This window comes from Streptomyces sp. HUAS 31, from assembly GCF_028198125.1.
GTDB classification, from domain to species: domain Bacteria; phylum Actinomycetota; class Actinomycetes; order Streptomycetales; family Streptomycetaceae; genus Streptomyces; species Streptomyces chartreusis.
In genome coordinates, this window is the sequence record NZ_CP116353.1 from 2,751,232 (window position 1) to 2,774,103 (window position 22,872).

General features: G+C 67.8%; 17 protein-coding genes and 1 pseudogene. 9 read left to right on the top strand and 9 right to left on the bottom strand.

Annotated elements, in window-relative coordinates:
* Window positions 1-264 precede the first annotated feature (264 nt).
* On the top strand, window positions 265-2,025 hold the full coding sequence (locus PGH47_RS12140) for a carbohydrate-binding module family 20 domain-containing protein (protein WP_271663427.1): 1,761 nt from the start codon (window positions 265-267) through the stop codon (window positions 2,023-2,025).
* Window positions 2,026-2,086: 61 nt separating this feature from the next.
* On the opposite strand, the gene PGH47_RS12145 is transcribed toward PGH47_RS12140, so the two are convergent.
* From PGH47_RS12145 to PGH47_RS12160, 4 genes are all read right to left on the bottom strand, one after another.
* On the bottom strand, window positions 2,087-3,763 hold the full coding sequence (locus tag PGH47_RS12145) for a glycoside hydrolase family 13 protein (protein ID WP_271668036.1): 1,677 nt from the start codon (window positions 3,761-3,763) through the stop codon (window positions 2,087-2,089).
* A 173-nt stretch (window positions 3,764-3,936) separates the two neighbouring features.
* The gene (locus PGH47_RS12150) at window positions 3,937-4,842 is read right to left on the bottom strand and encodes a sugar ABC transporter permease (protein WP_030952894.1); all 906 of its coding nucleotides are present in this window, start codon (window positions 4,840-4,842) and stop codon (window positions 3,937-3,939) included.
* Between the two features lie 13 nt (window positions 4,843-4,855).
* Complete coding sequence (locus tag PGH47_RS12155) at window positions 4,856-5,860, bottom strand: carbohydrate ABC transporter permease (protein ID WP_271663428.1); 1,005 nt, start codon at window positions 5,858-5,860, stop codon at window positions 4,856-4,858.
* A 108-nt stretch (window positions 5,861-5,968) separates the two neighbouring features.
* The gene (locus tag PGH47_RS12160) at window positions 5,969-7,240 is read right to left on the bottom strand and encodes an extracellular solute-binding protein (protein WP_271663429.1); all 1,272 of its coding nucleotides are present in this window, start codon (window positions 7,238-7,240) and stop codon (window positions 5,969-5,971) included.
* Between the two features lie 380 nt (window positions 7,241-7,620).
* Between PGH47_RS12160 and PGH47_RS12165 the strand changes: the two genes are divergently transcribed.
* Complete coding sequence (locus tag PGH47_RS12165; RefSeq protein WP_260474789.1) at window positions 7,621-8,655, top strand: LacI family DNA-binding transcriptional regulator; 1,035 nt, start codon at window positions 7,621-7,623, stop codon at window positions 8,653-8,655.
* A 142-nt stretch (window positions 8,656-8,797) separates the two neighbouring features.
* Window positions 8,798-9,763, top strand: a complete 966-nt coding sequence (locus tag PGH47_RS12170; RefSeq protein WP_271663430.1) for a phosphatase PAP2 family protein — start codon at window positions 8,798-8,800, stop codon at window positions 9,761-9,763.
* A gap of 63 nt (window positions 9,764-9,826) precedes the next feature.
* On the opposite strand, the gene PGH47_RS12175 is transcribed toward PGH47_RS12170, so the two are convergent.
* On the bottom strand, window positions 9,827-12,826 hold the full coding sequence (locus PGH47_RS12175) for a bifunctional [glutamine synthetase] adenylyltransferase/[glutamine synthetase]-adenylyl-L-tyrosine phosphorylase (RefSeq protein WP_271663431.1): 3,000 nt from the start codon (window positions 12,824-12,826) through the stop codon (window positions 9,827-9,829).
* Window positions 12,827-12,985: 159 nt separating this feature from the next.
* Between PGH47_RS12175 and PGH47_RS12180 the strand changes: the two genes are divergently transcribed.
* On the top strand, window positions 12,986-13,513 hold the full coding sequence (locus PGH47_RS12180) for a pyridoxamine 5'-phosphate oxidase family protein (RefSeq protein WP_271663432.1): 528 nt from the start codon (window positions 12,986-12,988) through the stop codon (window positions 13,511-13,513).
* Entirely contained in the window at window positions 13,513-13,956 is a 444-nt protein-coding gene (locus PGH47_RS12185; RefSeq protein ID WP_271663433.1) for a VOC family protein, read from the top strand. Before PGH47_RS12180 ends, PGH47_RS12185 begins: the two co-directional genes overlap by 1 nt.
* A 64-nt stretch (window positions 13,957-14,020) precedes the next feature.
* Here the strand turns inward: PGH47_RS12185 and PGH47_RS43230 are convergent.
* Together PGH47_RS43230 and PGH47_RS12190 are read right to left on the bottom strand one after the other, a co-directional pair.
* A pseudogene (locus PGH47_RS43230) lies at window positions 14,021-14,107 on the bottom strand (glutamine synthetase); the annotation flags it as partial.
* 334 nt (window positions 14,108-14,441) lie between these two features.
* Window positions 14,442-15,206 carry a transposase gene (locus tag PGH47_RS12190; protein ID WP_271668037.1) on the bottom strand — a complete coding sequence of 255 codons (765 nt, stop codon included), beginning with the start codon at window positions 15,204-15,206 and terminating at the stop codon, window positions 14,442-14,444.
* A gap of 65 nt (window positions 15,207-15,271) precedes the next feature.
* Here PGH47_RS12190 and PGH47_RS12195 point away from each other — a divergent pair, with 65 nt between their 5' ends.
* Window positions 15,272-17,383: an NACHT domain-containing protein gene (locus tag PGH47_RS12195; RefSeq protein WP_271663434.1), complete on the top strand. Its 2,112-nt coding sequence runs from the start codon at window positions 15,272-15,274 to the stop codon at window positions 17,381-17,383.
* Between the two features lie 478 nt (window positions 17,384-17,861).
* Here the strand turns inward: PGH47_RS12195 and PGH47_RS12200 are convergent, their stop codons facing one another.
* Window positions 17,862-19,223, bottom strand: coding sequence for a glutamine synthetase family protein (locus PGH47_RS12200; RefSeq protein ID WP_269639511.1), 1,362 nt, complete (start codon window positions 19,221-19,223; stop codon window positions 17,862-17,864).
* Window positions 19,224-19,547: 324 nt separating this feature from the next.
* Here PGH47_RS12200 and PGH47_RS12205 point away from each other — a divergent pair, with 324 nt between their 5' ends.
* Complete coding sequence (locus PGH47_RS12205) at window positions 19,548-20,738, top strand: globin domain-containing protein (RefSeq protein ID WP_271663435.1); 1,191 nt, start codon at window positions 19,548-19,550, stop codon at window positions 20,736-20,738.
* 178 nt (window positions 20,739-20,916) lie between these two features.
* Here PGH47_RS12205 and PGH47_RS12210 read toward each other — a convergent pair whose 3' ends face one another.
* Window positions 20,917-21,351, bottom strand: a complete 435-nt coding sequence (locus PGH47_RS12210) for an Rrf2 family transcriptional regulator (RefSeq protein WP_107906931.1) — start codon at window positions 21,349-21,351, stop codon at window positions 20,917-20,919.
* Window positions 21,352-21,559: 208 nt separating this feature from the next.
* On the opposite strand from PGH47_RS12210, the gene PGH47_RS12215 reads away from it, so the two are divergent.
* On the top strand, window positions 21,560-22,243 hold the full coding sequence (locus PGH47_RS12215) for a DUF3105 domain-containing protein (protein WP_271663436.1): 684 nt from the start codon (window positions 21,560-21,562) through the stop codon (window positions 22,241-22,243).
* Window positions 22,240-22,869: a DUF305 domain-containing protein gene (locus PGH47_RS12220; RefSeq protein ID WP_271663437.1), complete on the top strand. Its 630-nt coding sequence runs from the start codon at window positions 22,240-22,242 to the stop codon at window positions 22,867-22,869. The genes PGH47_RS12215 and PGH47_RS12220 overlap by 4 nt, the downstream gene beginning before the upstream one ends.
* The last annotated feature ends 3 nt before the right edge of the window (window positions 22,870-22,872 follow it).

The window sequence follows — 22,872 nt, forward strand, 5'->3', positions numbered from 1 at the left end:
CGCCGAAGTGGCGGCCAGCGCGGTCGCGGTGACGGACCATCTCGATATCACAGGCGTGACTCCTTGCGATGACGGCCAGGCGTCGTTGCCGGGCGCCGGCGTGACCGTACCGCCGCGAAAGGTTTACAGCAAGAGAGTTGAAAGTCATAGCAAGTACTTTCATCCGCAACCTTGACGTGCCCTTCTCAACTCCCTCACGCTCACTCGTGGTTGAACCTCTGGCCTGTGATCGACATCCGACGTCATCCGTCCACGGAGCCGCACATGACGACCAGACCTCGTTCCCCCGGCGCACTGCGCCGCACTCTCACCGCCGTGACAGCCGGCGCGCTCGCCCTCGCCGGGGCCGTGGCCCTGCCCGCCTCCCCTGCCCGCGCCGACGCCACGACCTCGGGCGATGTGATCGCCAACCTGTGGTCCTACAACTGGGACTCGGTCGCCTCGGAGTGCACAAACGTACTCGGCCCGAACGGCTACGGCGCGGTCTGGGTGGCCCCGCCGGCCGAGTCGCTCAAGCAGCCGAACTACTACTGGTGGGACGTCTACCAGCCCTACTCGTACGAGCTCAGCGGCCGCTTCGGCACGGCCGCCGAGTTCGCCTCGATGGTCACCGCCTGCCATTCGGCGGGCGTGAAGGTGTATACGGACGCGGTGATCAACCACACCGCCGCGCAGACCGGCACCGGCTACAACGGCACGACGATCACCGACAAGTACGACACCCCCGACTGGGACCCCGACGACTACCACACGTCGGCGGAGTGCAACGACTCCGACCTGATCATCGACGACTGGTCGAACCTCGCCGAGATCCAGAACTGCGAACTGCTCGGCCTGCCCGACCTGGAGACCGAGGACGACGACGTCCGCTCCGGCATCGCCGCCTTCCTGAACAAGCAGATCGCGCTGGGCGTGGACGGGTTCCGCGTCGACGCGGCCAAGCACATGCCGGTCGCCGACCTGGACGCGATCCGGGCGAAACTGACGGACACGACGTCGGGCGCCGAGCCGTACGTCTTCCAGGAGGTGTACCCGGGCTCGACGCCGGCGGCCTCCGACTACTACCCCGTCGGTGACGTCCTGGACTTCACGTACGCGAGCCGCGTGAAGTCGGCGTTCCAGGGGAACGTGAGCGACCTGGAGTCGCTGCCGACCTCGGGTGTGCTGCCGGCGGCCAACTCGGTGTCCTTCGTGACCAACCACGACACCGAACGCAACGGTCTGCACATGAGCTACAAGGACGGCGACACCTACCGGCTCGCGAACGTCTTCCAGCTCGCCTACAAGTGGTCGACGCCGACGGTCTACTCGGGCTTCGAGTTCTCCTCCTCCGACCAGGCCCCGCCCAACTCCGGCGGCTTCGTCACGGACACGAACTGCTCCGGCGGCTGGTACTGCCTCCAGCGCGACACCGCCGTCACCGGCATGGTGAAGTGGCACAACGCGGTGGGCTCGGAGGCGGTGGCCAACTGGGCGACGAAGTCGTCGAGCGTCATCGGCTTCGGCCGCGGCAGCGCCGGCTACGTCGCGATCAACAACGGCTCGTCGGCGGCGACGTACACCTTCGCGACCGGGATGGCCGACGGCACGTACGCGAACGTCACCGACGACGGCGCCACGACGGTGACGGTCTCCGGCGGCAACACCACCCTCACCATCCCCGCGAAGAGCGCGATCGCCTTCTACGACGGCGAGTTCACGCCCTGCGACACCTCCTGCGAGGAGCCGGGCGACAGCACCGAGATGACCTTCAACGTCACCGCCACCACCGTCTGGGGCACCAACGTCTTCGTCGTCGGCTCCATCGCGGCCCTGGGGTCCTGGAACCCGGCCGACGCGATCCCGCTGTCGTCGGCGTCCTACCCGAAGTGGAGCGGATCGGTGACCGTGCCGAGGAGCACGGCCTTCGAGTTCAAGTACATCAAGAAGGACGGATCGGGGAACGTGACCTGGGAGTCCGGCGCCAACCGGTCGTACACCACGGGCACTTCCCCGGAGTACTCGACCGACGACACCTGGAAGTAGCCGGCCCGCACAACGGCCTGTGGCCCACCACCGTGCGGTGGTGGGCCACAGGAGTTGACCGTCAGGCCCTCGTCCACCACACGGTGGTGTCCGACGGGACCTTCGTCTCGCCGTCGGCCTCGGTGATCTCACCGCTGCTCAGCAGCACCCGGCCGTGGGCCGGCAGGGTCACGGACTCGCCGGTGGTGTTGGCCACGCACACGAACTCGCCGCGGCGGAACGCCAGCACGCCCTCGGGCGCGCGCAGCCACTCCACCGACTCGCCGGCGCCGAGGTCCGGCTGGGCGCGGCGGACGGCGAGCGCGGAGCGGTACAGCTCCAGGGTGGAGTCGGCGTCACCGGTCTGCGCCTCGACGCTCAGCTCGCCCCAGCCCGCTGGCTGCGGCAGCCAGCTGCCACCGTCGCCGAAGCCGTACGACGACCCCGTGCGCGTCCACGGGATCGGCACCCGGCAGCCGTCGCGGAAGCCGTCCTGGCCGGCGCCGCGGAAGTACGCCGGGTCCTGCCGGACCTCGTCCGGCAGGTCGACGACGTCCGGCAGGCCCAGCTCCTCGCCCTGGTAGATGTACGCCGAGCCGGGCAGGGCCAGCATCAGCAGGGAGGCGGCGCGGGCGCGGCGCAGGCCCAGCGCGCGGTCGCCGGCGGTGCGGATCTGGGTGCCGAGACCGGGCGGGTTGGCGAAGCGGGTGGCGTGCCGGGTGACGTCGTGGTTGGACAGCACCCAGGTGGCGGGGGCGCCGACGGGGCGCATGACCTCCAGGGTGCGGTCGACGACCTCGCGCAGCTCCTCCGCGTCCCAGGCCGTCGACAGGTACTGGAAGTTGAAGGCCTGGTGCAGCTCGTCCGGGCGGACGTAGTTGGCGGTGCGCTCGACGGTCGGGGTCCACGCCTCGGCGACGAAGATGCGCTCACCGGAGTACTCGTCGAGGATCGTGCGCCACTGGCGGTAGATCTCGTGCACACCGTCCTGGTCGAAGAACGGCATGACATCGTTGCCCAGCAGCTTGAGCTGATCGTGGGATCCGAGGTCGGGCAGCCCCTCCGCCTTCACCAGGCCGTGGGCGACGTCGATACGGAAGCCGTCGACGCCCATGTCGAGCCAGAAGCGCAGGATCGAGCGGAACTCGTCGCCGACCGCCGGGTGCTCCCAGTTGAAGTCGGGCTGCTCGGGGGCGAAGAGGTGGAGGTACCACTCGCCGGGGGTGCCGTCGGGCTCGGTGACCCGCGTCCAGGCCGGGCCGCCGAAGATGGACTCCCAGTCGTTGGGCGGCAGTTCGCCGTCCGTGCCCTTGCCGGGACGGAAGTGGTAGCGGTCGCGCAGCGGGGAGCCCGGCCCCTCGGCGACGGCACGCTTGAACCACTCGTGCTGGTCGGAGGAGTGGTTGGGGACCAGGTCGACGATGATCCTGAGGCTCAGCTCGCGGGCGTCACGGATCAGCGCGTCCGCGTCGAGCAGATTGCCGAACATCGGGTCGACGGCCCGGTAGTCGGCGACGTCGTAGCCGGCGTCGGCCTGCGGCGAGGCGTAGAAGGGGCTCAGCCACACGGCGTCGACACCGAGGTCGCGCAGGTACGGGAGTCGGGAGCGTACGCCTTCCAGGTCGCCCATGCCGTCGCCGTTGCTGTCGGCGAAGCTGCGCGGATAGACCTGGTAGATCACCGCGTCCCGCCACCAGTCGCTGCGCTTGGCTTTGGCGGGGTTCGGGGCCGGGGCGATGGCGGAGTGCTGCTGGCTCATGGCGTCCTTGGTGCGGTGGGGGAGGGTCATGGGGTCGGGTGTGCATACGGCGGGGATGACGAGGCGGCCGCAGTGACAGCGGGGTCGGATGGACACGGCGGCCGCCTCGAGCTTCAGGGGCGAAGCGCCCCTTCAGGGGCGCGGGGAACTGCGCGACCAGCCACAGCGGCGCGTCAGCCCTTCGTCCCACCCGCGGTGAGTCCGGTGACGAGGTTCTTCTGCACGAAGTAGAAGAACGCGGACACGGGTATGGCGATCAGCACCGCGGTCGCGGCCATGAGGTTGCGCTGCGCGTCGTGCTCGCTGACGAAGGTCTGCAGGCCCACCGCGAAGGTGTACTTCGTGTCGGACAGCATGAACGTCGACGCGAACGCGACCTCGCCGAAGGCCGTGAGGAAGCTGTAGAACGCGGCGACCGCGAGGCCCGGCTTGGCGAGCGGCAGGATCAGCCGCGCGAACGTGCCGAAGGGGCTCAGTCCGTCGACGCGTCCCGCCTCGTCGATCTCGAACGGGATCGTGTCGAAGTAGCCCTTCATCAGCCAGGCGCAGTACGGCACGGTCGTCGAGCAGTAGACCAGGATCAGACCGAGGTAGTTGTCGATGAGCTGGACCTCGGACAGGATCTGGTACATCGGCACCATCAGCACGGCGACCGGGAACATCTGGGTCACGAGCAGCACCCACATGAACTTCTTGTAGCCCGGGAAGCGCATCCGCGAGACCGCGTAGCCGGTGGTCGCGGAGATCACGACGCCGATCAGCGTGGTGCCCAGCGTGACGATCATGGTGCTCGTCAGCCAGTCGAAGAACTTCGTCTCCTGAAGGACGAACGTGTAGTTGTCCAGCGTCATCTTCTTCCAGATGCCGCCGGGGTGCAGATAGTCGTCCTTGTCCGGGCCGAGCGAAAGGAAGACCAGCCAGGCCACCGGGAAGAGCGCGATCAGGCTCGCCACGATCAGGATGCCGTGCGAGACCACGGACGTCCCGCGGCTGTTCTCGCCGCGGCGCACCGGGCGCGGGGCGGCCGGCTTCGCGGAGTCCTTCTCGTTCACCGGGTTCTCAACAGTGGTCGTAGTCATGGGGACTCCTGCCTCAGATCGCGAGCTGCTGCTCATTGCGGTTCAGCCAGCGGCGGTAGAAGGAGGTGAAGACGATCAGGATGGCCAGCAGCAGCATGCCGTAGGCGGCCGACTGCGCGAAGTCGCGCGGCTGCTGTCCGAAGCCGAGGTAGTAGGCCCAGGTGACCAGGATCTGCGCGTCCGGGGCGGTGTCGCCGAACAGCAGGAAGATGATGGCGAACTGGTTGAAGGTCCAGATGATGCCGAGCAGTACGACGGTGGAGCTGACGGACCTCAGGCCCGGCAGGGTGACGTACCGGAACTGCTGCCACCTGCTGGCACCGTCCATCTCGGCGGCCTCGTACAGCGAGGAGTCGATGGACTGGAGCCCGCCGAGCAGCGAGAGCATCATGAACGGCACACCGCACCAGGTGTTGACCATGATCGCGGCGAACCGCTGCCAGAAGGTGTCCTCGAGCCACAGCGGCGTCGGCAGGTGCAGTGTCTCCAGGAACGAGTTGATGATGCCGCCGTCGGCGAGCATGAACCGCCAGCCGAAGACGGTGACGAAGGTCGGCACGGCCCACGGCAGGATCAGGATCAGCCGGTACAGGGTGCGCCCGCGCAGCTTCTGGTTGAGCAGCAGGGCCAGGCCCAGGCCGATCGTGTAGTGGAGGGTGACGCAGGCCGCCGTCCAGAAGACCGTCCAGATGAAGTGCGACCAGAAGCGGTCGTACGCCGTGTCGCCCCACAGGATGTCGGCGTAGTTGTCGAGGCCGATGAACTTGTAGGTGGCGTCGATGTGGTTCACGCCGATGGTGCGGGCGCTGTTGAGGCTGTTGGCGTCGGTGAGCGTGAGGTACAGGCCGTACACCAGCGGGTAGAGCACGAGGACGCCGAGGACGATCACCACCGGGGCGATCATCGCGTAGGCGTACCAGTGCTTCTGGTAGCCGTGCTTCAGGCGCTGGCCCAGTCCGGGCCGCGGCGCGCGGTCACCGCGGCGCTTGCCGGTCGCGCGGTCGATGGCGACTGTCATGGTTCGACAACCTTCGTGAAGATCGACAGATCAGGGTGTACGGCACTCAGGCCGATGGCCGCCGGAACTCTCCCCCCATGGTCAGGGAGTTCCGGCGGCCGCTCGGGGTTACTTGGTGAAGTCCGGGACCAGCTTGGCGATGGAGGTCTCGGCGGTGCCCAGGCCCTTGTCCAGGGACTCCTTGCCACCGGCGATCTTCAGCAGCTCGGTGTCCAGCGGGCCCCACAGGGAGCTGTACTCGGGCAGCGCCGGGCGCGGCTGGGCGGCGGCGAGGACACCCTGGTAGCCGGCGATGCCCGGGTCGGCCTTGACCTCGGCGGTGTAGGCGTCGTCACGGGTGGGCAGCGTGTTGTTCTTCAGGGCGATGGTCTCCTGGGCCTTCGCCGAGGTCATGAAGTTCACGAACTTCAGCGCGGCCTTCTGGTGCGCCTCGTCGGAGCCGGCGTACACGGAGAGGTTGTGGCCGCCGGTCGGGGCGCCCGCCTTGCCGGCGGAGCCGGCCGGGACGGTGGCGATGCCGAGGTTGGCCTTGTCCTTGAACGCGGAGCCCTTGTAGAAGTTGGTGATCTCCCACGGGCCCTGCATGATCGAGGCGACCTTGCCGTTGACGAACGCCTCCTGGATGTGGGCGTAGGCGTCGGCGGTGGTGTCGGCCTTGTGCAGGCCCTTGCCGTCGAAGAGGCTCAGCCAGGTGCCGTAGCCCTTCTTGGCCTCGGCGCCGTTGACCGTGATCTTCTTGGCGTCGGCGTCGACGGTGTCGGTGCCCTCGCCGTAGAGGAACGTCTGGGCGTAGTAGGCCTGGGTGGAGCCCCAGTAGCCGTCGACGCCGGTCTTGTCCTTGATCTTGGCGGCGGCCTTCTTCAGGTCGTCCCAGGTCTTGGGGGCCTCGACGCCGGCCTTCTTGAACAGGTCCTTGTTGTAGACGAAGGCGAGGGTGTCCGTGGTGAACGGAACGCCGTAGACCTTGTCCTCGTACTTGGCCTGCTCGATCAGGTTGGGCTGGAACTTGTCCTGGTCGGCGAGGGCCTCGGTGCCGTCCAGCGGCAGGAAGTAGCTCTTCTTGGCGAAGGCGGGGGTCCAGCCGACCTCGGAGCGGAGGATGTCCGGGGCGCCCTTGGAACCGGCGGCGGTGTCGAACTTGTTCTGCGCCTGGTCGAAGGGAACGTTGACGTACTTGACCTTGATGTCCTTGTTGGCGGCCTCGAACTCCTTGACCAAGGCCTGGTACGTCGGCGCCTCATTGGTGGCGTTGGAGGTGTCCCACCACGTGATGGTCACCGGCCCGCTCGAGTCGCTGCCACTGTCGTCCCCGCCGCCGCAGGCCGTCGCCGCCAGGGCGAGGGACGCCACCAGCGCGGTGGCCGCTATGCCACGCCGCATGAGTTCTCCTTGAGGGTGAAAGCCCGTGTGATGCAGGGCGGCCCCGTCTGCCGAGCCCTGCTGTCTTGCCGACTGCGCCGATGGAGCCGCCGGGCGACGTGAACGTAACAGCGCTGAAAGACTTGCGAAAGACCTTGCAGAAAAAAAGTGCAAGAGAACACGGAAGTTACCGGGGCGTGACCGCTGTGCGACCGCCGTGAGACGCTTCTTTACAGCGGTGGAGCGGTACACGGACCGCTTGTGCAAGACTCTGCAAGCTCTTGCCATCACTTTCACGAGGGAGCGCGATGACGCAGCAGCCCGGGCGCGGCCGGTCAACAGGTCGCCCACGGCGTCCGATTGGTGTGCAAGGCGACATACGGCCGGTACAGTCCAGTGCCGTGACCACACGGCTTGCGGACATCGCTGCGCAGGCGGGGGTGAGCGAAGCGACCGTCAGCCGCGTCCTCAATGGGAAGCCGGGCGTCGCCGCCACCACCCGCCAGTCCGTGCTGGCCGCACTCGACGTACTCGGCTATGAGCGCCCGGTGAGGCTGCGCCAGCGCAGCGAGGGCCTGGTGGGCCTGATCACCCCGGAGCTCGAGAACCCGATATTCCCCGCCCTCGCCCAGGTCATCGGCCAGGCGCTGACCAGGCAGGGATACACGCCGGTGCTGGCCACCCAGACCCCCGGCGGCTCCACGGAGGACGAGCTCACCGAGATGCTCGTGGACCGCGGGGTCGCGGGCATCATCTACGTCTCAGGACTGCACGCCGACACCACCGCCGACATGCAGCGCTACGAGCGGCTGCGCGCCCAGGGCGTTCCCTTCGTGCTGGTGGACGGCTTCTCCCCCAAGGTCCAGGCACCGTTCATCTCCCCCGACGACCGCGCGGCGATGACCCTGGCGGTGACGCACCTCGCCTCTCTGGGCCACACCCGCATCGGCCTGGCCCTGGGCCCCAAGCGCTTCGTCCCGGTCCAGCGCAAGATCGAGGGCTTCGTCCGCGCGGTCCAGGACCAGCTGAACCTTCCCGCGGACGTCATCGAGACCGAGCTGATCCAGCACTCCCTCTACACCCTGGAGGGCGGCCAGGCGGCGGCCACGGCGCTCATCGAGCGCGGCTGCACCGCGGTGGTCTGCGCCAGCGACATGATGGCGCTGGGCGCCATACGAGCCGCCCGCCGGCACGGCCTGGAGGTCCCCACGGACATCTCGGTCGTGGGCTTCGACGACTCCCCCCTGATCGCCTTCACCGACCCGCCCCTGACGACGGTCCGCAAGCCGGTCCCGGCGATGGGCCAGGCCGCGGTACGCACGTTGCTGGAGGAGATCGGCGGGACTCCCGCGCCGCACAGCGAGTTCGTGTTCATGCCGGAGCTGGTGGTGCGCGGTTCGACCGCTTCGGCACCTGGTGACAGGGTTCGTCCGTAAGTCGTCCGCAAGGCGGAGAATCACCGCGCCCGCCCCTGCGTTGGTAGGAGAGCGGACCGGTCCGCGGGCCGTAGAACGTGCGTCCTGAACCCAACCGCGGGATGATCGGTCAGGGAAGTCTTTTCTGGCAGACTCTGTGCCTATGGGTGACACGACCGTGACGACATTGGAGGGCCGGGAAGCGGCCGTTCTGCCCCCCGTCGCGGACGAGACGGGGCGGGGACTCCTGCGCCGGCTGCGCACCCCCCGCCGCCCTCGTCTCTGGTTCGAGATCCTGCTGATCGCGGTGAGTTACTGGACGTACTCACTGATCCGCAACGCGGTCCCGGAGCAGAAAGCGGAGGCCCTCCGCAACGCGGACTGGCTCTGGAAGCTGGAACACCACCTGGGCCTCGCCGTCGAGGAGTCGATCAACCACACCGTGAACGGCGTGACTTGGCTCATCGTCGGCATGAACTACTACTACGCGACGCTGCACTTCATCATCACCCTCGCAGTCCTGGTCTGGCTCTACCGCAGCCATCCCGGCCGCTACGCGGCGACCCGTCTGGTCCTCTTCGCGACCACGGGCGTGGCCCTGATCGGTTACTACCTGTACCCGCTCGCTCCCCCACGGCTGATGACCAACACCACCTTCATCGACACGGTCCTGGTCCACGACACCTGGGGCTCCATGGCCTCCGGCGACCTGAAGAACATGTCGAACCAGTACGCCGCGATGCCGTCGATGCACATCGGCTGGTCGGTCTGGAGCGGCCTGACGATCTTCGCCCTGGCACGGACCCCCTGGGTCCGGATTTTGGGCCTGCTCTACCCCACGGCCACCCTCGTCGTGATCGTCGCGACGGCCAACCACTTCTGGCTCGACGCGGTCGGCGGCCTCATCTGCCTGGCCTTCGGCTACACGGTGGCACGCCTCTGGTACGGAGCGCTGCCGTACTCCCTGCCCCGTTCGGTGCCCAAGCCGCCCACGGCGGGGAGGGGCCGTGCCGGGGGGTGTCCGCCCGCAGCGGCGGGCGTCAAGGAACAGCACATCTCAAGCGACAGCAACCGCCCGACCGAGGACGGACACCCCCCGGCACGGCCCCGCACCACAACAAAACCGTAGGCGCCCGGCGCACCCCCACGCACCGCAACGGGCCGCCGCAGGCATCCCGGCGCACCCCGGCCGTCACCCCCCGTAGAACAGCTCCTCCACCACACCCCGGGCCCGCCGAGCCGTACGCCGATACGCGTCGAGCATGTCCCCCACGTGCCCCGGCTCGTACCCCAGATACCGCCCCACGGCCGCCAGCTCCCGGGCGTCCGACGGAAACGTGTCCCCGGCCCGCCCCCGCACCAGCATCACGGCGTTGCGCACACGCGTGGCCAGCACCCACGCCTCGTCCAGGATCGCCGCCTCCTCGCCCGGAATGAGCCCGGCCGCACAGGCGGCGGCGAGAGCCTCCCGGGTCCGTGTCGTCCGCAGCCCCGGCTCGGCCCACCCGTGCTGGAGCTGGAGCAGCTGCACGGTCCACTCCACGTCGGACAGCCCGCCCGGCCCGAGCTTGGAGTGCAGCTTGGGGTCGGAGCCGCGCGGCAGCCGCTCGGACTCCATACGGGCCTTCAGCCGCCGGATCTCGCGTACGGCGTCGTCGCCGAGCCCCTCCGCGGGATAGCGCAGCGGATCGATCAGCTCGATGAACCGCCCCGCGAGCTCCGCGTCGCCCGCGACCGGCTCGGCCCGCAGCAGCGCCTGCGACTCCCACACCAGCGACCACCGCCGGTAGTAGGCCGCATACGAGTTCAGCGTGCGCACCAGCGGCCCCGTCTTGCCCTCCGGCCGCAGATCGGCGTCGATCAGCAGCGGCGGATCCGCGCTGGGGACCTGGAGCAGTCGCCGCATCTCGCTGACGACCCGGTTGGCGGCCGCGGCGGCCTCGTGCTCGTCGACCTCGTCCCGCGGCTCGTGCACGAAGAGGACGTCGGCGTCACTGCCGTAGCCCAGCTCGTGCCCGCCGAACCGGCCCATGCCGATGATCGCGAACCGGGTCGGCAGGGTGTCCCCCCACCCTTCCCGGACGACCGCCCGCAACGTGCCCGCCAGCGTCGCCGCGGTCAGGTCGGACACCGCGCCCCCCACCCGGTCCACCAGCGCGCCCTGATCGGCCTCGGCGGGCTTGGTCTCGGTGCCGTAGGAGTCGACGATGTCGGCGGCGGCCGTACGGAACAGCTCACGGCGCCGTACGCCGCGCGCCGCGGTGACGGCCTGGACGCCGCCGTCGGCGCGGTTGACCGCGGCGAGGATCTCCTGCTCCAGGTGGGCGCGCGAGCGGGGTTCGAGACCGGTGCCGCCGTCGCCGTCGCCGAGCAGCGCGACCGCTTCCGGTGCCCGCATCAGCAGGTCGGGGGCGAGACGGCCGGCCGACAGCACCCGGGCGAGGTTCTCGGCCGCGGCGCCCTCGTCCCGCAACAGCCGCAGATACCAAGGGGTCTTGCCGAGCGCGTCCGACACCTTGCGGAAGTTCAGCAGCCCCGCGTCCGGATCGGCCGAGTCGGCGAACCAGCCCAACAGGACGGGCAGCAGGGTGCGTTGGATCGCCGCCTTGCGGGTGACGCCGGAGGCCAGCGCCTCCAGATGCCGCAGGGCCGCCGCCGGATCGTCGTACCCGAGCGCGACCAGCCGCTCCCGTGCCGCTCCGGCACTCAACCGGGCCTCGCCGGGGGCGAGTTGGGCGACGGCGTCGAGCAGCGGCCGGTAGAAGAGCTTCTCGTGCAGCCGCCGTACGACACTCGCGTGCCGTCGCCACTCGCGGTTCAGCTCGGCGACCGGGTCGACGCGCAGCCCCAGCGAGCGCCCGATGCGCCGCAGGTCGGCCTCGTCCTCGGGCACCAGGTGGGTGCGCCGCAGCCGGTAGAGCTGGATGCGGTGCTCCATGGAACGCAGGAAGCGGTAGGCGGTGTCGAGCTGCGCGGCATCCGCACGCCCGACGTAGCCGCCCGCGGCGAGCGCCTGCAAGGCGTCCAGGGTGGTGCCGCTGCGCAGCGAGGCGTCGTCGCGGCCGTGCACCAACTGCAGGAGCTGCACGGCGAATTCGACGTCCCGCAGCCCGCCGGGGCCGAGCTTGAGCTGCCGGTCGACCTCGGAGACGGGGATGGTCTCGACGACCCTGCGCCGCATCTTCTGCACGTCGGCGACGAAGTTGTCCCGTTCGGCGGCCTTCCAGACCATCGGTTCGAGGGCGGCGACGTACTCCTCGCCGAGGTCGATGTCGCCGGCCACCGGGCGGGCCTTGAGCAGCGCCTGGAACTCCCAGGTCTTGGCCCAGCGCCGGTAGTAGGCGAGGTGGCTGCTGAGCGTGCGCACCAGCGGGCCGTTCCTGCCCTCGGGGCGCAGATTGGCGTCCACGGGCCAGATGGAGCCCTCGACGGTGGTCTCGGAGCAGATCCGCATCATGTGCGAGGCGAGCCTGGTGGCCGAGCGCAGGGCCTTGGCCTCGTCGGCTCCGTCGGCGGTCTCGCCCACGAAGATGACGTCGACGTCGGAGACGTAATTGAGCTCGTGGCCGCCGCACTTGCCCATCGCGATGACCGCGAGCCGGCACTGCGAGGCGTCCTCGGGAGCGGCGGCGCGGGCGATGGCGAGGGCGGCGCGCAGGGTCGCGGTGGCGAGGTCGGCGAGCTCGGCGGCGGTCTGGGCGAGGTCGGTGGTGCCGCACACGTCGCGGGCGGCGATGGACAGCAGGCAGCGCCGGTAGGCGACGCGCAGCGACACCGGGTCGGTGGCGCCGGCCAGGCCCTGCTCGAACTCCTCGACCCCGGGGTGCAGGTCCCGCGGCTCGTACATGGCCAGCGCCTGCCAGTCGCCGGGGTGGCGGGCGAGGTGGTCGGCGAGCGCGGCGGAGGCGCCGAGCACGCCGAGCAGCCGGTCGCGCAGCGGCTTGGCCGCTATCACCGTGTCGAGCAGTTCCCGCTGTGCGGTGGGTTCGGGCTGGGCCTCGACGAGCTTGACGAGGCCGTCCAGGGTGAGGTCGGGGTCGGCGGTGGCGCCGAGGGCCTCCAGCAGCACCGGATCGTTGCGGATCGGCGCGAGCTCGGGGCTCTCCAGGAGCCGCTCGGCGGCCGAGGGGTGGGTGAATCCGTGCCGCAGCAGCCGCGTGAAGGTACTGCTCCTGCGCCCCGGCGCCGTCATGCTCGCCCTCCCGTCCGATCGGGGTCGTACGCACCCGATCAAGGTCGTACGCGATCGAGCCTAGCCGCAGACCCTGGAAGTGGCGCCGATGAGTTCCGGCGCTCAGGGTGGTCTTCTCTGCAGAGGGAGAGGTCCGGCGACACATCTGGAGGGCGGCCGATGACCGACAACCAACCACAGACCCGACTGGACGCGCGCTACAGCGACGAGAAGGCCACCGCGACCCCCTGGTCCGAGGCGGAGAAGCGGCTGTCCGAGGCCGAGCTGTTCTGGATCTCGACGGTACGGCCGGACGGGCGTCCGCATGTGACGCCGCTGCCGGCGGTGTGGTCGCGGGGTGCGCTGCACTTCTGCACGGGCCCTGAGGAACGCAAGGCGCGCAACCTCGACGAGAACCCGAATCTGGTGCTGACGACCGGCACGAACCTCTGGAACGAGGGCTACGACCTGGTGGTGGAGGGCGTGGCCGAAAGGGTCACCGACGACGCCCGGCTGCACGAGCTGGCGGTGGCGTGGGAGACGAAATACGGACCCTTCTGGCACTTCGAGGTGGGGAACGGAGCATTCCGCCACGGATCGGGGCACGCTTACGTCTTTTCGGTGGCGCCACGTACCGTTTTCGGCTTCGGTAAGGGTGAGCCGTTCAGCCAGACCCGCTGGCGATTCACCAGGGAGGACCACCACTGATGGACTTCACCCTCGAAGTGATCCCGCTGCCCGTGAGCGACGTCGACCGGGCCCGCGACTTCTACCGGGACAAGGTCGGCTTCCACGTCGACATCGACCAGGAGGTCATGCCGGGCATGCGCATCGTCCAGCTGACCCCACCGGGTTCCGGCTGTTCGATCGCTCTCGGCGACAGCATCTGGGACATGACCAAGGGCGAGACCAAGCCGGAGCCCGGCTCCTACCAGGGCCTCCAGCTCTGCGTGGCCGACATCAAGGCGGCCCACGCCGAACTGACGGAACGCGGCCTCGAAATCTCCGAGCCGGTCCAGTACACCCCCGACGACGGCGCCACCTTCATGTACTTCACCGACCCGGACGGCAACGGCTGGTCCATCCAGGAGTACCGCCGCCGGGCTACGGAGCCGCTGCACGAGCTGCTGTCGAAACAGGCGAACGGATAACACCCACCCCCCGAAGGACGCGGGGCCGGCAACCCCCCGACCCCGCCCCGCACCCTTCGCGGTCCTACAGAACCGGCAGGTTCTTCCGCAGTTCGAAGGCGGTGACCTCGCTGCGGTACTCCTCCCACTCCTGCCGCTTGTTGCGCAGGAAGTGATGCGGCCTAGACGCGACCTCGCGTGGGTGGTGTCCGAGCCGCGCTGGCGGGCGCCCGAGCCGTCGTCGTTGGTCGTCATCGGTCGCCCTGGGCCGACCTTCGACGGCCCACAGACGGCCCAAGCCACGTCCAGACCGCTGGCTCGGCAGATTTACAGCGGGCTCAGTCCCTGCCCCCCACCTGCGACTCTTCGCACGGAGAGCATCGTTGGGGACGCCTGGGGGAATAACGAGGGTCAGCATCGTGCTCGCCTCGGCCGTCTGGCCGTCCGGAGCCGCTGATCGCGTCGTGCTGGAACGCAGCTAGCGGTTGTCCCGTATGAGGCGTGAGTTATCCGGTGAGGGCCAGGTTGTGGAATCGGGCGATGCCGAGCATGGCCTGATGAACCCCGTTGCCCTTGAGGCTGCAGTCCCGCAGGATCTTCCAGTTCTTCAACCGCGACAGGGCATGCTCCACCCGGGCTCGGGCCCTGCGGTGGACGGCATTCTCCGCTTCCTGATGTGGGCTGAGGTGCGTCTGACCTCGTCGTCTGCGGTGCGGGATGAGCAGGCCGGTGCCTTGGTAGCCGCCGTCGGCGATGGTCGGTGCGCCGCGGCAGGCCCGGTCGAAGCCGGACTCCGTGAAGGCCCGGCAGTCGTTGCGGCTGCCGGGCAGCGGCATGCCGATCGCCACGACCAGACGGCTGTTGGCGTCGATGACGACCTGCAGGTTCGTCGAGTAGCGATAGTTCTTGCTGGAGGCGGCCACGCTGCGGTCGCGGGTGGGCACCAGCGTGCCGTCGACGATGTAGACCGTGTCCTTGCGAGGCCGACGGGCCGGCGAGATGGCCAACAAGGGCGCCAGGTGATCGAGGATGCGGTCTGCCGAAGACTTCGAGACTCCGAACAGCGGCGCCACCTGCCGCAACGTCAGGTTCGTGCGCCAGTACGTCGCCACCAGCAACACCCGGTCCTCCAGAGGCAGTCGCCAGGGACGGCCTCGTTGGATGTCACCACCGCGACGCCGCACCGATGCCACCAGCCTGGCGAACTGCACCTCGCTCAGCCCGGAGAGCGGCTCGATCCACTTCGGATCATCCGCAATCACCCCACCCATGCCCAGCCAACGCACCAACCGCCCCACTGGTTACGGGACAACCTCTAGCGAGGAGTGGCACAGCCATGTCTACTTCCCGTAAGCCACTGACGCAATCACAACTCCTGCGGGATGATGAAGTCATGGCTCGACGACGTGTCCTGTTGGCGGTCGGCATGGTCACCCTGGGTGGCGCGTTTATCTGGCTGGGGGTCCACTTCGCGAAATCTGGCTGGGATGCATCCGACAAGCAATCGAGCGTAATTGGTGGCTTTTCCGGATTATGGGGGCTAATACTCGCAGGATTCGGGATATGGCAAGCCACTAGGCAGCAACTTCCGCTTTCGACGCAGGATTTGACTCGCTATCTCGCGGATAACGTCCAGAGGGAGTGGAACGCCGAGGTACAACTACGTGGACTGCATGGAACACCGTGGATTTCCGTCTCCTGGAATACGGATATGACACCTCACCAGTGGGCGAATCTGCTATCCGTTAGCCCAGGCGCAACGGGTCCTTCCGATTCGACGCAGGATATACAGGCATTGGCGGGTGAGCATAAGATCATTGAGATCCTTAATAGGATCCCCGGTCGGCAGCTGATAATACTGGGCGAGCGTGGATCGGGTAAGACGACGCTCTTGATAAAGCTTCTGCTCGACCTTCTCGAGCAGCCAGAATCGGACACAGCGGTACCGGTGCTGATGTCGCTGTCTTCCTGGAATCCGAATCAAAAAGACCTAAAGTCCTGGATTGCATCGGAGCTTGCTCGCGAACACCCGCTATTAAGTATCGCTGACCGACGGAGGAACGCACGCTCTTACTATTATTCTCGCGCTCGAGCACTCCTCGATCAAGGTCGAATAATTCCACTACTTGACGGCTTTGATGAGTTGCTGCCAGATCTTTACATGAAAGCGATCGAAGAAATCGGTAAGGCACGACTTCCAGGTTTAGTGCTCGTCAGCCGATCTAGCGAGTTCGAACAGGTTATCCATGCGACCGAGGGGACTATTCCACTCGCTAGCGCTCCTCGGATATACGTAGAGCCTGTGAATTACACAAAAGCGGCCGACTACTTAAAATTTGGCATGCCGCCAGGTCGATGGGATCCAATCCTGCCCCACCTAACCGGCGATGGCCCACTGGCTCGGGCTCTCAGGACCCCGCTCCACCTATTCCTAGCCAGAACCATCTACATGCCGCATGGCCACCAATGGCCGAATCCTAGCGAGCTTCTGGATGGCCAGCGATTCCGAGACGAACATGACATCCGCGCGCATTTGTTCGACGGATACATTGATTTCATATACGGAGACAGCTCGGATCATACAAAAAGATGGACGGTACAGCAGGCTCGTCGCGCTCTTTCCTTCATTGCCCGTAAATTACAGGCTACCGGAGAAGGTAAGGACATCAAATGGTGGCAGATGAAGAATTGGTGCAACCCAGGAATACCGGGGTTGATAATCGGTTCGACAGTCGGCGTCGCAACGGGCCTCACTCTCGGAATTCCCACAGCCCTCGGACTACTTCAAAGCGCATATGTGGCTCCCGGAATTTCCGAGGGCTTGCTGGTGGGGACATTCTGCGGAGGATTAACGGCGATTTTCACTGCGTTCCTCGCGGGAGAATTCTCTCTGCGAGAGGATCCAGCAATCGCATTGAGCTGGTCGCCCGTCAAACTGGTTGGGCTGGTTTCCATAGGAATAATTCTGGGTTTTACGCTGCAATCGATAGGGGTCGTTTACCAGTCCGGGATTTTCTTCGGACTGGCATTATTTGCCCCTAGCGCCATAGGGCGAGGAGTCGCGACTGTTGCCCCTGTCTTCACAGCTTCCGTAGGGCCAAACCGAATCCTTGCACAAGACCGGCGTACTTTCTTGATGATTACCACCCTTGTCGGGCTGGTTAGCGGCCTGCCACCTCTCTTCATGATCAACAGGGCAGATGAGGTGGTACTTATGCTGTGCATTTCCGGCTTCGTGGGCATGTTTAACGGACTGAGAGTCGGCCTGAAGACGACCGCATGGGTTCCCTTCATTTCAGTTCGTTTCTACTTTGCGTTGCGTGGTCATGTCCCACACAACCTCATGGCCTTTCTTTCAGATGCCCACAAGCGGGGAATTCTGCGTCAGGTCGGAACCGCTTATCAGTTCCGTCATATTGACCTCCAGCGCCATCTCGACCAGGACTAGTCCAAGAATTGCCGCGCCGAAGCAATGCTCTCTCGCATGTTTAGGCGTCATACTCCGCCGGGTTTCGTCGGTTGCTCAACATCACACGGAGTACCAGCAGGGAGACATCTACAAGGGAGACCCCTGCGTCCTGCAACTTGTGCATCTTTTTGATCTAAAGGGGCGCAGGCTGCGCGGGCTATAGGAGTGAGTAACAGGCGCTCTCGCTGTGACGTACCCCGTCTCTGGCATCAGGCGGCTGATTGCGCTGAGCGCGGCACGGGCGCCGGCCGGGCCGCGCGCGGGGAGCGGAGCGAGCCGCCTTGATCGATGTAGTGAAAGTTCACCCACTGCGGGAGCGCCTGGCGGTGGGCTCAGCGCGTTAAGGACGCTCCGACGGCCCACAGACGGCCCGAACCATCAAAACCCAGTGGGGTTGACGATCATTCATCGTCAACCCCACTCGCGATGCTGAGAGAAAACTACCTCCGACCTGCCCTTACAGAACCGGCAGGTTCTTCCGCAGCTCGAACGCGGTGACCTCCGAGCGGTACTCCTCCCACTCCTGCCGCTTGTTGCGCAGGAAGAAGTCGAAGACGTGTTCGCCCAGGGTTTCGGCGACCAGGTCGCTGTTCTCCATGAGGGTGAGGGCCTCGCCGAGGTTCTGCGGGAGGGGCTCGATGCCCATGGCGCGGCGTTCGGCGTTGGAGAGGGCCCAGACGTCGTCCTCGGCGCCCGGCGGGAGCTCGTAGCCCTCCTCGATGCCCTTCAGGCCCGCCGCGAGCAGGACGGCGTAGGCCAGGTACGGGTTGGCGCCGGAGTCGATGGAGCGGACCTCCACGCGCGCGGAGCCGGTCTTGCCGGGCTTGTACATCGGGACGCGGACCAGGGCGCTGCGGTTGTTGTGGCCCCAGCAGATGTACGACGGGGCCTCGCCGCCGGCGCCGGCGGTGCGCTCCGAGCCGCCCCAGATGCGCTTGTAGGAGTTCACCCACTGGTTGGTGACGGCCGAGATCTCCGCCGCGTGCCGCAGCAGGCCCGCGATGAAGGAGCGGCCGACCTTGGAGAGCTGGTACTCGGAGCCCGACTCGTAGAAGGCGTTGCGGTCGCCCTCGAAGAGGGACAGGTGCGTGTGCATGCCGGACCCAGGGTGCTCGGAGAACGGCTTCGGCATGAAGGTGGCCTGCACACCCTGCTCCAGCGCCACCTGCTTCATGACCAGGCGGAACGTCATGATGTTGTCGGCCGTGGAGAGCGCGTCCGCGTAGCGCAGGTCGATCTCCTGCTGGCCCGGCGCACCCTCGTGGTGCGAGAACTCGACCGAGATGCCCATGGACTCCAGCATGGTGATCGCCTGGCGGCGGAAGTCCATGCCGATGTTCTGCGGGGTGTGGTCGAAGTAGCCGGAGTTGTCGGCCGGGGTGGGGCGCGTGCCGTCGAGCGGGCGATCCTTCAGCAGGAAGAACTCGATCTCCGGGTGGGTGTAGAAGGTGAAGCCCAGGTCGGAGGTGCGGGCCAGGGCCCGCTTCAGGACATAGCGCGGGTCGGCGAAGGACGGAGAGCCGTCCGGCATGAGGATGTCGCAGAACATGCGGGCCGTGCCGGGGGCCTCGGCGCGCCAGGGCAGGATCTGGAACGTCGACGGATCCGGCTTGGCGATCATGTCCGACTCGTATACGCGGGCGAAGCCCTCGATCGCCGAGCCGTCGAAGCCGATGCCCTCGTCGAAGGCCTGCTCGAGTTCGGCAGGGGCCACGGCCACGGACTTGAGGAAGCCCAGCACGTCCGTGAACCACAGCCGTACGAAACGGATGTCGCGCTCCTCCAACGTCCGGAGCACGAACTCCTGCTGCTTGTCCATCTTCCGCTTCCCCATCCTTGCTGGTCAGGCCGCCTGTCTCCGTGTCCCGCAGGAGGCGGTCGGGCACCTGAGCATCACACCACAACACCGTTTCAGGCGCGTTGCGGACCTTGATCGCCAGGGCGACCGCGGGTCGAACGTCCGGCCTACGACAGGTGTCCCGTCACGGCCCCGGTATGCCGGTGTACTGCTCCGTCGCCCATCTTGCCTGCTCGGACCCCCATTCGTAATGCCCGGCCCCTCAGGACCCACCCCGCTTTAATTTGCATCTTGGATGCAAGTTTTAATGGAGGCACGGCACTCGACCGAGCCTGAGGAGACCTGATGCTGTCCGAGCAGTCCGCCGCCACCGTCCGCGCCACCCTTCCCGTCGTCGGCGCGGCCATCGGCGAGATCACCGAGCGCTTCTACGCCGGGATGTTCGCCGCCCGCCCCGAGCTGCTGCGCGACCTGTTCAACCGCGGTAACCAGGCGGCCGGCACCCAGCGCCAGGCGCTCGCGGGGTCGATCGCTGCCTTCGCGACGCACCTGGTGGCCCGCCCCGACGAGCGGCCCGACGCGATGCTGAGCCGGATCGCCCACAAGCACGCCTCCCTGGGCGTCACGGCGGAGCAGTACGAGATCGTCCACGAGCACCTCTTCGCCGCCATCGTCGACGTGCTCGGCGAGGCAGTCACGCCCGAGGTGGCCGCCGCCTGGGACGAGGTCTACTGGCTGATGGCGAACGCGCTGATCGCGATCGAGAAGCGGCTGTACGAGGAGCAGGGCGGGCCCGAGTGGCGGGAGTGGGAGGTCGTCGAGCGCGTCGAGGAGACCGCCGACGTCGCCACCTTCCGGCTGCGCCCCGCCGACGGCCGCCCGGCACCGGGCTTCCGGGCCGGGCAGTACGTCTCGGTGCAGGTGGAGCTGGCTGACGGGGCCCGGCAGATACGCCAGTACAGCCTCTCCGCAGCGCCCGGCTCACCGGTCCGCCAGTTCAGTGTGAAGCGGGTGCACGGCGAGGCGGGGCCCGACGGCGAGGTCTCCAACCATCTCCACGCGCACGTGGCGGCCGGCGACCGGCTGCGCCTGTCGGCGCCGTACGGCGATCTCGTGCTCACGGACCTCGCGGCCGACGCGCCGCTGCTCCTCGCCTCCGCCGGCATCGGTGTGACGCCGATGGTCGCCATGCTGGGCCAGCTCGCGGACCAGGGGCACCAGGGCCAGGTGCTGGTCGTGCACGGTGACCGCTCGCCCGCCGAGCACGCGCTGCGCGCGGACCACGAGGCGTACGCCGGGAAGCTGGCGGACGCGTCGGTCCACTTCTTCTACGAGGACGGCGCCGAAGCGTCCCACCGCAACGGCCTGGTCGACCTCACCGGCGTCGACGTACCGCAGGGCACGCGCGCGTACCTGTGCGGTCCGCTGCCCTTCATGCGGGCGGTGCGCACCCGGCTGATCGAGCGGGGCGTGGCGCCGGCCGACATCCACTACGAGGTGTTCGGGCCCGACCTCTGGCTGGCCCAGTCGGCCTGAAGCCGCACCGGGCACCGGGCGGGCCGAGGCCGCAGCATGAAGCCGCAGCGGGCACCGGGCGGGCCGAGGCCGCGGGGGGCTCAGGGCACGCGGCCAGGAAAGCGCACCGACGCTCAGGGCACGCGGCCGGGAAAGCGCACCGGGGCTCAGAGCACGCGGCCGGGAGGCCGCACCGGGGCTAGGGCGCGCGGCCGATCTGGAGCAGCAGCGGCCCCGTCGGGTCCGCGCTCACGTCGGCCACCGTCAGCGGGTCCAACGAGGCGAAGAACGCCTCCTGGGCCCGCCGCAGGGCGCCGCGCAGCCGGCACGCGGAGTTGAGCGGGCAGGGGTGGTCGCCCTCGCACTCGACGACGTCGCCCTCCCCCTCGAAGGCGCGCACGATCGCGCCGACCGAGGCCGTACGGCCCCTGTCGCTGACCGAGAGCCCGCCGCCGCGACCCCGGCGGGCGTCGACGAGGCCCATGTGCTGGAGCTCGGCGACGACCTTCGCGGCATGCGTGTACGGCACCTCCATGTCCGCCGCGACCTCACGGGTCGTCGGCGTGGCGTCCCCGAGGACGGCGAGTCGCATCAGGAGGCGCAGTGCCAGATCGGTCGAGCGCAACAGCCGCATGCAGGGAAGCGTAGATAATGCGCATCCGCGGTTCAAAATATGACCGCCGGGCCGCCGTCGGGCCGCCGCCCGGCCGCCGTCGGACTCCTGCCGGTCGACCGGCTCGACCCGTTCCGGCCTTTCCCGTCACCTCTCTACGAGAGGCCACTCCTTCCCCATTACGATCAGCGGACCCGACCGTCCCTTTCCCCCCGAAGGACATGACCTCATGGGCTCCGCCAAGAACCAGAGCAACGCGGCGCGCAAGGCGCGTATAGAGGAGATGCGGCGCGCCGAGCGTGTCCGTGAGCGGCGCAACCGGATCCTGACGATAGTGGCCAGCAGCGTGGTGGTCGCGGGCCTCGTCGTCGGCGGTGTCTTCGTCGTGCAGTCCCAGGCCGACAAGGCCGAGGCGAGCGACGCCAAGGACAAGAAGGACGACAAGGTCAAGACCGCGGGCAAGCTCGTCGCGGACAAGGACGGCCTGAAGACCTGGAAGGGGACGCTGGGCCGCACCCATGTCACCGAGGCCGTGAAGTACCCGGTGGAGCCCCCGGTCGGCGGCGACCACGACCGGGTCTGGATGAACTGCAACGGCGACGTCTACACCAAGGCCGTCAACAACATGAACGCCGTGCACTCGCTGGAGCACGGTGCCGTGTGGGTGACGTACAACTCCAAGGCGCCCAAGGCCGACGTCGAGGCGCTGGCGGCGAAGGTGAAGGCGACGCCGTACACGCTGATGAGCCCGGACGACGGCCAGCAGGACCCGATCGTGCTGACCGCGTGGGGCGTGCAGCGCACGGTGACCGGCGCGAAGGACCCGAACGTCGGCAAGTTCTTCGAGACCTACGTCCAGGGCAAGCAGACGCCCGAGCCGGGCGCGGCGTGCACGGGCGGTATGTCGGAGTGAAGCAGCACGTCGGCTGGATCGCGGGGGCCGCGGCGGCAGTGCTCGTCGCGGTCGGCGCGCTCACCTACGCCGTCGCCGAGGACGGCGGCGGCAGCAGCAGCGGTACGCCGGCCGCGGACTCGGCGGACGCCGGGTTCGCCCGGGACATGGCGGTGCACCACCAGCAGGCCGTGGAGATGTCGTACATCGTGCGCGACCGCACGGACGACAAGGACGTGCGCCTGCTGGCGTACGACATCGCGCAGACGCAGGCCAACCAGCGCGGGATGCTGCTGGGCTGGCTGGATCTGTGGGAGCTGCCGAAGGTGTCGTCGAAGCCTCCGATGACCTGGATGGGGATGGGCGGCATGCCCTCCGCCGGGGACGGCTCCCTGATGCCGGGCATGGCGACGAACGCGGAGATGAAGAAGCTCCAGGGCCTGAGCGGCAGGCAGGCGGAGGTCTTCTACCTCCAGCTGATGACGGAGCATCACAAGGGCGGCATCCACATGGCCGAGGGCTGTGTCGACAAGTGCACGGTCGGCGTGGAGAAGCGGCTCGCGCAGGGCATGGTGGACGGACAGCAGTCGGAGATCGAGCTGATGGCGGACATGCTGAAGGAGCGGGACGCGAAGCCTCGCTCCTAGCTG

Excerpts from the sequence above, each read along its gene's own strand:
- PGH47_RS12140 (WP_271663427.1), top strand. The coding sequence starts at position 265 with ATGACGACCAGACCTCGTTCCCCCGGCGCACTGCGCCGCACTCTCACC.
- PGH47_RS12145 (WP_271668036.1), bottom strand. The coding sequence starts at position 3,763 with ATGAGCCAGCAGCACTCCGCCATCGCCCCGGCCCCGAACCCCGCCAAA.
- PGH47_RS12150 (WP_030952894.1), bottom strand. The coding sequence starts at position 4,842 with ATGACTACGACCACTGTTGAGAACCCGGTGAACGAGAAGGACTCCGCG.
- PGH47_RS12155 (WP_271663428.1), bottom strand. The coding sequence starts at position 5,860 with ATGACAGTCGCCATCGACCGCGCGACCGGCAAGCGCCGCGGTGACCGC.
- PGH47_RS12160 (WP_271663429.1), bottom strand. The coding sequence starts at position 7,240 with ATGCGGCGTGGCATAGCGGCCACCGCGCTGGTGGCGTCCCTCGCCCTG.
- PGH47_RS12170 (WP_271663430.1), top strand. The coding sequence starts at position 8,798 with ATGGGTGACACGACCGTGACGACATTGGAGGGCCGGGAAGCGGCCGTT.
- PGH47_RS12175 (WP_271663431.1), bottom strand. The coding sequence starts at position 12,826 with ATGACGGCGCCGGGGCGCAGGAGCAGTACCTTCACGCGGCTGCTGCGG.
- PGH47_RS12180 (WP_271663432.1), top strand. The coding sequence starts at position 12,986 with ATGACCGACAACCAACCACAGACCCGACTGGACGCGCGCTACAGCGAC.
- PGH47_RS12185 (WP_271663433.1), top strand. The coding sequence starts at position 13,513 with ATGGACTTCACCCTCGAAGTGATCCCGCTGCCCGTGAGCGACGTCGAC.
- PGH47_RS12190 (WP_271668037.1), bottom strand. The coding sequence starts at position 15,206 with ATGGGTGGGGTGATTGCGGATGATCCGAAGTGGATCGAGCCGCTCTCC.
- PGH47_RS12195 (WP_271663434.1), top strand. The coding sequence starts at position 15,272 with ATGTCTACTTCCCGTAAGCCACTGACGCAATCACAACTCCTGCGGGAT.
- PGH47_RS12200 (WP_269639511.1), bottom strand. The coding sequence starts at position 19,223 with ATGGACAAGCAGCAGGAGTTCGTGCTCCGGACGTTGGAGGAGCGCGAC.
- PGH47_RS12205 (WP_271663435.1), top strand. The coding sequence starts at position 19,548 with ATGCTGTCCGAGCAGTCCGCCGCCACCGTCCGCGCCACCCTTCCCGTC.
- PGH47_RS12210 (WP_107906931.1), bottom strand. The coding sequence starts at position 21,351 with ATGCGGCTGTTGCGCTCGACCGATCTGGCACTGCGCCTCCTGATGCGA.
- PGH47_RS12215 (WP_271663436.1), top strand. The coding sequence starts at position 21,560 with ATGGGCTCCGCCAAGAACCAGAGCAACGCGGCGCGCAAGGCGCGTATA.